General features: G+C 36.2%; 3 protein-coding genes. 2 read left to right on the top strand and 1 reads right to left on the bottom strand.

Going from position 1 to position 4,326, the window contains the following annotated elements:
- Positions 1-30: 30 nt before the first annotated feature.
- Positions 31-423, bottom strand: coding sequence for a bacillithiol system redox-active protein YtxJ (ytxJ, locus tag A3SG_RS0117610; RefSeq protein ID WP_016991315.1), 393 nt, complete (start codon positions 421-423; stop codon positions 31-33).
- Between the two features lie 145 nt (positions 424-568).
- Here ytxJ and clpB point away from each other — a divergent pair, with 145 nt between their 5' ends.
- Positions 569-3,175, top strand: coding sequence for an ATP-dependent chaperone ClpB (clpB, locus tag A3SG_RS0117605; RefSeq protein ID WP_016991314.1), 2,607 nt, complete (start codon positions 569-571; stop codon positions 3,173-3,175).
- Between the two features lie 315 nt (positions 3,176-3,490).
- Positions 3,491-4,279, top strand: coding sequence for a hypothetical protein (locus tag A3SG_RS0117600; protein ID WP_157485541.1), 789 nt, complete (start codon positions 3,491-3,493; stop codon positions 4,277-4,279).
- The last annotated feature ends 47 nt before the right edge of the window (positions 4,280-4,326 follow it).

The raw sequence follows: 4,326 nt of genomic DNA, 5'->3' as shown, positions 1-4,326 counted from the left end.
TATTGACGTTATTTTTTTTAGTTAAATAAACTATACTTTACTCTTCAAGGCTTCAGCATCGATATCGCTGTGAGAAACATCATAAACTGATTTTCCTTCCTTAATCAACAGTAATTGAGGTGATTGATGCATTACACCAAAACGACTTGCAATTCCATTAGAAATTTCACGATGTGCTATTAAATCTAAAAAATAAGGTGTAACTTTATCTGAGAAGTCAAATTCATTTTCAAATTGTTTCAAAGCCATCCTACTAATACTGCAGCGAGTACTGTGTTTGAAAATAACTACTGGTTTTTCATTGGAAAGAGAAATGATTTCATTTAACTGCTCCAAATCGGTTAATGCATTCCAGTTCATTTTAGTTGTAGATTCATTTTGGTCCTCCGAAGAACTACCAAAGATATTTTTTAAAAAACTCATATATTGTGTTTAATTTAGTCTTTCTGACTTAGTTACATGATATAAAACCTATTTTTTGCGCCATTTTATCTGTATTATTGTAATGGAATATAAATTAAATATCAAGTTGTAAAGTTACCTAAATAACTCCGAAAATTATAAAATCATGAATATAAATAAATTTACTATCAAATCACAGGAAGCCATTCAGCTTTCACAGCGGTTAGCACAGGATTTGGGACAACAGCAAATTGAGAACGAACATTTGTTCAAAGCAATGCTTGAAGTAGACGAAAATGTCACCCCTTTTATTTTGAAAAAGCTAAATGTAAATGTGCCTTTATTTATTCAAATTTTAGACAGTACGATTCAGAGTTTCCCCAAGGTTACGGGAGGCGAAATAATGCTGTCTAGAACGGCAAACACCACGTTGAACGAAGCAGAAAACATTGCTAAAAAAATGAACGATGAATTCGTTTCCATTGAACATTTGGTTCTCGCTATTTTTAATTCTAAAAGTAAAGCGGGCCAAATATTAAAAGATCAAGGGGTAACCGAAAAAGGATTGAAAGCCGCTATTGATGAATTGCGAAAAGGAGAAAGAGTGACTTCTGCTTCTGCCGAAGAAACGTATAATTCTTTAAATAAGTATGCCAAAAATCTTAACGAACTGGCGAAAGAAGGAAAACTAGATCCTGTAATTGGCCGTGACGAAGAGATTAGAAGAGTATTACAAATATTAACCCGTCGTACAAAGAACAATCCCATGCTTGTGGGAGAGCCTGGTGTAGGTAAAACCGCAATTGCCGAAGGTTTAGCACATCGAATAGTAGCCGGTGATGTTCCAGATAATCTGAAAGACAAAATTGTATTTTCATTGGATATGGGTGCCTTAATTGCAGGAGCCAAATACAAAGGAGAATTTGAAGAACGTCTAAAATCAGTGGTGAAGGAAGTAACCGCTGCCGAAGGAGATATTGTCTTATTCATTGATGAGATTCATACACTCGTTGGCGCCGGAGGTGGCGAGGGCGCTATGGATGCTGCAAATATTCTAAAACCGGCACTGGCTCGTGGAGAACTGCGCGCTATTGGTGCAACCACATTGGATGAATATCAAAAATATTTCGAAAAAGACAAAGCACTCGAAAGACGTTTCCAGAAAATAATTATCGAAGAGCCAGATACTGAAAGTGCGATTTCAATCCTGCGTGGTATCAAGGAGAAATATGAAACACACCACAAAGTACAGATAAAAGATGAGGCGATTATCGCTGCGGTCGAATTATCGCAACGCTATATTACCAATCGTTTTCTTCCGGACAAAGCCATTGATTTAATGGACGAAGCTGCTTCAAAAATACGCATGGAAATCAATTCAAAACCTGAAGAACTGGATGTTCTAGACAGAAAGGTAATGCAACTCGAAATCGAAATTGAAGCTATAAAAAGAGAAAAAGACGAAAGTAAACTCAAAATTTTAGGAATGGATTTAGCCAATCTTAAAGAAGAGCGAAATGAAATTTATGCCAAATGGAAATCAGAGAAAGATGTTGTCGATAGTATTCAAGGGATAAAAACAGAAATCGAAGATTTCAAATACGAGGCAGAAAGAGCAGAACGCGAAGGCGATTATGGTAAAGTAGCCGAAATTCGTTACGGTAAAATCAAAGAAGCCCAAGAGCGTCTCGAAGTTTTACATGCAGAACTAGTCGAAAACCAAGCTGGCGGAAGCTCCCTGATAAAAGAAGAAGTAACCCGCGAAGATATTGCCGAAGTAGTGGCTAAATGGACTGGAATACCAGTTATGAAAATGCTACAAGGAGAACGCGAAAAACTATTGCATCTGGAAGCCGAATTGCATCAGCGTGTCGTAGGTCAAGAAGAAGCGATTGAGGCAGTAAGTGATGCCGTACGTAGAAGCCGCGCCGGATTACAAGACATGAAAAAACCGGTGGGAACCTTTCTATTCCTTGGAACAACAGGTGTTGGTAAAACCGAGTTGGCAAAAGCATTGGCAGAATACCTCTTTGATGATGAAAATGCCATGACCCGTATCGACATGAGTGAATACCAGGAACGCCATAGCGTGAGCCGTTTAGTGGGTGCGCCTCCCGGATATGTAGGCTATGATGAAGGCGGTCAGTTAACGGAGGCGGTGCGTAGAAAACCGTATTCTGTAATATTATTAGATGAGATAGAAAAAGCACATCCCGATACGTTTAACATCTTGTTACAAGTATTAGACGAAGGTCGATTAACCGACAATAAAGGACGTCTCGCCGATTTCAAAAACACCATTATCATCATGACTTCTAACATGGGAAGCCAGATCATTCAGGAGAAATTTGAAAATCTAAAGGGCAGCATGGAAGAAGCCACCGAGGCCGCAAAAACCGAAGTACTGGGTTTATTGAAACAAACCGTTCGTCCAGAATTCATCAATCGTATCGATGAAATAGTGATGTTTACGCCGCTTAGCAGCGCCAATATTACTAAAATTGTTGGTTTGCAACTCAACAACGTGACTAAAATGCTTGCACTACAAGGGATTACCATGGATGCCACAAGTCAAGCCATTGGGCATCTGGCTGAGAAAGGATATGACCCTCAGTTTGGTGCCAGACCGGTAAAACGGGTGATTCAAAGAGATGTTTTGAACAAATTGTCAAAAGAAATTTTAGCCGGTACTATCGCTACAGACAGTATCATATTGCTCGATGCTTTTAGCGGGGAGTTGGTTTTTAGAAACCAATCTGAATTAGTTAAATAACAAAGTATTAGTTGATTTTTTTTTTTAGAAAGAAAACACCAGTCGCAAGACGGGTGTTTTTTTATGCTACTGTTTTTTTTATATGGAGCAGAAATAGTTGTTTTCAAAAAGACGCTCCTCCTGCTCTCGACTATATCTCTCCGTTTCACTGCGAGGATGTCGCTTCGATCAGGGCTAATGAAAGCGTATATTACATTTTAACATCAAAATAAATTAACAAGAAAAAACATAAATAATAGAAAAAACACAGAAAAAGAGGTGTCTATTTGATGTTATATACAGGTTAGCAGTAAGCATAACATAAAATCGTAATAAATGATGAAATACAAAATTATTATACTATTAACTATTTTTTCGCTTAGTTCTTTTTCACAATCATTATGTCGAAACGATATTATGAATAAAGAAGAATTAAATCCAAAAAATCAGGTATCAGAGTTTTTAAAATATGATTTCTCTGAACTATGGATAAAAACCGAAAACAGCTTAGTTTATGGGATAATTGGAGATGAATATCAAAGAATCGTAATAAAGCTTCTAACAGTCGAAAAAAATGTAAATAACGATAATGAATATTTCGTTTATGGTAAATCTAATGTAAAGGAAAATCTTTGTGAGTTTGTTGGAAAAATAACAATCATTAAAATTCAAGAATCTAAAAGGAAACATTTTGGTGTGGATGATGAGCTTAAAAATCAAGGAATAAAAACACAAGGTCTACTGACGGCTAAATATGAGTTTTTTGAAAATAAACACCAGAATCATTCAGGATATTTTTCAGGAACCTTACAAACAAAATGGTTTTTAGATAAAAAAGACAAAACGCAATATGATGATATTAACTCAGTTTCAGACGGCTATTTTAATAATGCTTTTGTTGGGAGTTGGAAAATGTATAATTCTAAAATTGAAAAAATATGTCGTTGGGGAGATTACAGAGTTCCAAACATAAACTGTAATTTTGATATAGGAACTGGCGAATTTAATGTTGCACAAAAATATTGGGAAAGAGGTTGGTTAGACATTGCCTTGAAAAACAAGATGCCTAATAACGCAATTATAGAACCCAAAAAAGTAGAACTAACAAAGCAATGGTGGGAATAAATGCCTCCTGCTAACAGCCATTCCTATGTAAAGCATCATTAAGTTTT

The organism is Flavobacterium sp. ACAM 123, from assembly GCF_000264055.1.
GTDB lineage: Bacteria > Bacteroidota > Bacteroidia > Flavobacteriales > Flavobacteriaceae > Flavobacterium.
The sequence above is the reverse complement of the archived record's forward strand: the minus strand, read 5'-3'. Positions and strand labels throughout refer to the sequence as shown.

Excerpts from the sequence above, each read along its gene's own strand:
- A3SG_RS0117600 (WP_157485541.1), top strand. The coding sequence starts at position 3,491 with ATGATGAAATACAAAATTATTATACTATTAACTATTTTTTCGCTTAGT.
- ytxJ (WP_016991315.1), bottom strand. The coding sequence starts at position 423 with ATGAGTTTTTTAAAAAATATCTTTGGTAGTTCTTCGGAGGACCAAAAT.
- clpB (WP_016991314.1), top strand. The coding sequence starts at position 569 with ATGAATATAAATAAATTTACTATCAAATCACAGGAAGCCATTCAGCTT.